Here is a 4,231-nt window from a genome sequence, read left to right on the forward strand (position 1 = left end):
TCGAGAAACTGGTCAAGGGGCTGGAGGCGCATCCGCAGGTCGCCATCCTCTCCGACGAGATCTACGACGTCATGACCTATGATGGCGAGACGCATTGCTCGCTGCTCGGCTTTCCCGAGATCCGTGACCGGCTGATCGTGCTCAACGGCTGGTCGAAAACCTGGGCGATGACCGGCTGGCGCATGGGCTGGTCGATCTGGCCGAATGGCGACAAGGGCGCCCATCTCTACGACAAGGTGCGCAAGCTGGCTGTCAACTGCTGGTCCTGCGTCAACGCGCCGAGCCAGTTCGCCGGCATCGCGGCAATCGACGGCCCGCAGGACGATGTCGCCAATATGATGCGCGCCTTCGACCGCCGCCGGAAGATCGTCGTCGAGGGATTGAACGCGCTGCCCAACATGTCCTGCATCACGCCCAAGGGCGCGTTCTACGCTTTCCCCAACGTCTCGAAGACCGGCTGGAAGGCCAAGAAGCTCGCCTCGGCGCTGCTCGACGAGGCCGGCGTGGCGCTGATCGGCGGTCCCGATTTCGGCATTCTCGGCGAAGGCTATATCAGGCTCTCCTACGCCAATTCCGAGGAGAACATCTTGCGGGCGCTGGAACGGATCGGGGCCTTCCTGGCGAAGTAAGCTTGAAAGCGGCCCGCTGTCCTCTTCCGGACAATTTGCGGCTGTGGCATGACCGTGTCATGAGCCGTCCGGAGGCGCGCGGCCAAGACTGGGCGTGCATGTCGAGAACGGCTACGGTCCTCGGATCAGGATCGAAGTGGGGTGACATCGGATGTTCTATGCAATCCTTGCCTATCATGTGGAAGACGCAATCAAGGCGCTGACGCCGCAGGAAGATACGGCGCTGATGGCTGACTTGCTCAAGATCCATGAAGGGCTCTATGCCGACGGCAGCCTTGGCCCGTCGGCGCGGCTTGGCGCGACACAATCGGCCTGCACCTTGCGCGACGGCATGATCGTCGACGGCCCCTTCGCCGAAACCAAGGAACAGCTTCTCGGCCTCTATGTCGTCGACTGCCCGACGCGGGACGATGCCATCGCTATCGCGCGCGACTTTCGTCGCGTCAATCCGACCGCCGTCTACGAGATCCGTCCTATCGCGCTCTATCTGCCCGGCACAGAGCTACCGGGAGAATGACTAGCCACGCCCGACAAACGGCATCTTGGTCGCCATCACGGTCATGAACAGCACGTTGGCGTCGAGCGGCAGGCTGGCCATGTGGACGACGGCGTCGGCGACGCGCTGAACATCCATCACCGCTTCGGCTGATATGGAGCCGTTGGCCTGCGGCACGCCGACCGTCATCGGCTGCGCCATATCGGTCAGCGCATTGCCGATGTCGATCTGGCCGCAGGCGATGTCATAAGGCCGGCCGTCGAGCGCCAGCGTCTTGGTCAGCCCTGATATGGCATGCTTGGTCGCCGTGTAGGGCACCGAGCCCGGGCGCGGCGCATAGGCCGACACCGAACCGTTGTTGATGATGCGGCCACCCATCGGCTTCTGCTTGCGCATGGCGCCAAAGGCGGCACGGGCACACAGGAACGAACCGGTGAGGTTGACGCCGACGATATCGTTCCACACTTCGACCGGTATCTCGTCGATCGGCGTCGATTTGTAGCCCATGCCGGCATTGTTGAAGAGCAGGTCGACACGGCCGAAGGCCGCCGCCACGGTCTCGAACAGATCGTCGACCTCGCCTGCCTTGCTGATATCGCAGGCAACCGCCAGGGCCTTGGCGTCGGTGGACCCGGCCTCGGCCACGGCTGCATCCAGCACGGATTTGCGGCGTCCGCAGAACACTGTGTTCCAGCCCGCCTTGAGCAGCGCCGTGGCGACGCTCTTGCCGATGCCCGTGCCGGCCCCGGTGACGATGGCGGTTCTTTGCTCGGTCATGGCTGTTGTCCTCCGGCAGCGCTGCGCTTGCTCGACTGATTTTCGGGGTTTGGCTCGAAAAAGGAAGGCATCGCAAATGACGGCGGCGATGGCAAGCGTGTCCATCCGATCGGGCCGACAAAAAGGGCGGCCATTGGCGACCGCCCCTGATCTGAACCGGGCTTGGGAGGAGGAAAAGCCGATCCGACTGTGTTGAATGATGCGCTTGCTGGGTTAACGAGAGGTTAACCCGGAAAGCGCCTCCTGTGCCGTTTTGGCCTACCAGCGCGGATTGGGTGACGTCCCTGCCTTGGCCGGCACCTTGGCCGCCGAAACCGTTGCCTCGACATGGTCGACCAGCGCGTCCGGCAGGCCGAGCCGGCCTGCAAGCAGGTCGAGGTAGCCACGCTCGGCGCGGGTGTCGGGATCGATGGTCAGGCGCGACGCCGTGTAGAGTTCGAGCTTCTGCGCGTCGGTCTTGGCGCCGGCGACCAGCGTGTCGAGGTCGAGCGGGCTTGCCAGCTCCGCCATCAGGAACTTTTCGGCATCGGAGTCTATGCCGGCCAGGCTGAGCTTGCCGGCGATCTTCTGGCGCTCTTCATCGTCGATATGGCCATCGGCCTTCGCCGCCGAGATCATCGCCCGTATCAGGGTCAGCGTGAATTCGTCCTCGCCTTGCGGCGCCTGCGACGGGTGGAAGGCGGTGTCCTTGGGCGGCGGCAGCAATTCCGGTTCGCCGGCCGCCGGTGCTTCGGCGGGTGCGTTGCCGGCCTTGTAGTTATGGTAGGCCTTGTAGGCGAGGCCGCCGATGGCGGCCAGTCCGCCAAGCTTCACCGCGGCGCCCGTCACGTTACGACCGGCACCAGTTCCAAGCAGCACGGCGGCCAGTGCGCCGGCGGCCAGCGGATTGTCCTTGGCCATCTGCACGGCCTGCCCCGCCTTGTCGCGGACGGTGCCGCTGGTGCCGGGGATTTGCGAGCCGAGCAGATCGTCGAGAAGCTTCTTGGGATCGAACATTCAGTGCCTCCAGGATTTGCCCGGCCGAACGGGCAGGTTTCGAACGTCGAAGACGTAGGTCCCGAAACTTGACATTGCAATGACAGGCGGCCGCTTTGCAGCAGCTTGATGCCCGGATCAGGAGCCGATATGCGGCTCTCTGCCCCGCGCCTGCGCAAGCTCGACCTGGCGCTGGCGCTCGGCATAACGCTGGCGGTCCTCGTTCGAACGCGCATCGAAACAATGCGGGCAGGAAATACCGGCGGCGAATTTGGGCGACGTCAGGTCGCCCGGTGTCAGCGGGTGGCGGCAGGCGCGGCACAGTTCCGCTTCGCCCTCGGCGAGGCCGTGCGACACCGAAACGCGCTCGTCGAAGACGAAGCACTCGCCTTGCCAGAGGCTCTGTTCGGCCGGAACCTCTTCGAGATACTTGAGAATGCCGCCCTTGAGATGGAAGACATCCTCGAAGCCGAGCGATTTGACATAGGCGGTTGCCTTTTCGCAGCGAATGCCGCCGGTGCAGAACATCGCCACCTTGCGGCCTTCGAGTTCCCCCCGGTGCGCCTCCACCCAGGCCGGGAACTCGCGGAAGCTTGCGGTGGCCGGGTCGATCGCACCCCTGAATGTGCCGATCGACACCTCGTAGGCATTGCGCGTGTCGATGACGACAGTGCCGGGCTGCGAAATCAGCGCGTTCCAGTCGGCCGGCGCGACATAGGTGCCGGCACTTTTCGAAGGATCGATGTCATCGACACCCATGGTAACGATCTCGCGCTTCAGCCGCACCTTCATGCGGTGGAACGGCATGTCCGCGGCTGCGCTGTACTTGACCTCGAGGCCCGCCAGCCCTTCGATGGCTTCGAGATACAAGATCAGTTCGGCAATTGCCGCCTCGCTGCCGGCGACGGTGCCGTTGATGCCTTCATGCGCCAGCAGCAGCGTGCCCTTGATGCCGCGCCCGCAGCAGAAGGCGGCGAGCGGCGCGCGCAGTTCTTCGAAAGCGTCGAGCCGGGCAAACCGGTAGAGCGCTGCGACGCGGAAGGGTGGAAGTGATGTCATTGCCGAAGCCACTAGACGCTCACGAAAGCCTATTCAAGGCAAAGCAGGCATCCTGTTCGGAGGTCCCGGGCGCAAATCTGCACCATAGGCGAATTTGTACCATAGCTGAGATCAGGGAGTCAAGAAAAAATTCCTATCCTGACAAAGCTGCCGGCACCGCCGAGCTGGCAGCCGCGCTAAGCTTGGCGAGCATGGGCGACACGTGACATCGCGACACGGCCGGCTTCGTGGACAGGAAAACGGCCTTCTGCTAATCGGTTGAATTGTCCACGCCACGGAGAGACACATGCCCAGC

Annotated in this window: 5 protein-coding genes; 2 read left to right on the forward strand and 3 right to left on the reverse strand. The window is 63.8% G+C overall.

What is annotated here, in order from left to right; all coding sequences use genetic code 11:
* Together EN906_RS24925 and EN906_RS24930 are read left to right on the forward strand one after the other, a co-directional pair.
* Positions 1-629 (forward strand): aminotransferase class I/II-fold pyridoxal phosphate-dependent enzyme (locus EN906_RS24925; RefSeq protein ID WP_127375453.1); only part of this gene is annotated, 629 nt, incomplete at its 5' end.
* Positions 630-780: 151 nt separating this feature from the next.
* Positions 781-1,146, forward strand: coding sequence for a YciI family protein (locus tag EN906_RS24930; protein ID WP_127268079.1), 366 nt, complete (start codon positions 781-783; stop codon positions 1,144-1,146).
* On the opposite strand, the gene EN906_RS24935 is transcribed toward EN906_RS24930, so the two are convergent.
* From EN906_RS24935 to EN906_RS24945, 3 genes are all read right to left on the reverse strand, one after another.
* Positions 1,147-1,902 carry an SDR family oxidoreductase gene (locus tag EN906_RS24935; protein ID WP_127268078.1) on the reverse strand — a complete coding sequence of 252 codons (756 nt, stop codon included), beginning with the start codon at positions 1,900-1,902 and terminating at the stop codon, positions 1,147-1,149.
* A 258-nt stretch (positions 1,903-2,160) separates the two neighbouring features.
* On the reverse strand, positions 2,161-2,898 hold the full coding sequence (locus EN906_RS24940; RefSeq protein ID WP_127268077.1) for a tellurite resistance TerB family protein: 738 nt from the start codon (positions 2,896-2,898) through the stop codon (positions 2,161-2,163).
* 117 nt (positions 2,899-3,015) lie between these two features.
* On the reverse strand, positions 3,016-3,936 hold the full coding sequence (locus EN906_RS24945; protein WP_127268076.1) for a rhodanese-related sulfurtransferase: 921 nt from the start codon (positions 3,934-3,936) through the stop codon (positions 3,016-3,018).
* Positions 3,937-4,231 lie beyond the last annotated feature (295 nt).

Source organism: Mesorhizobium sp. M7A.F.Ca.CA.004.06.1.1 (assembly GCF_003999135.1).
Classification (GTDB): domain Bacteria; phylum Pseudomonadota; class Alphaproteobacteria; order Rhizobiales; family Rhizobiaceae; genus Mesorhizobium.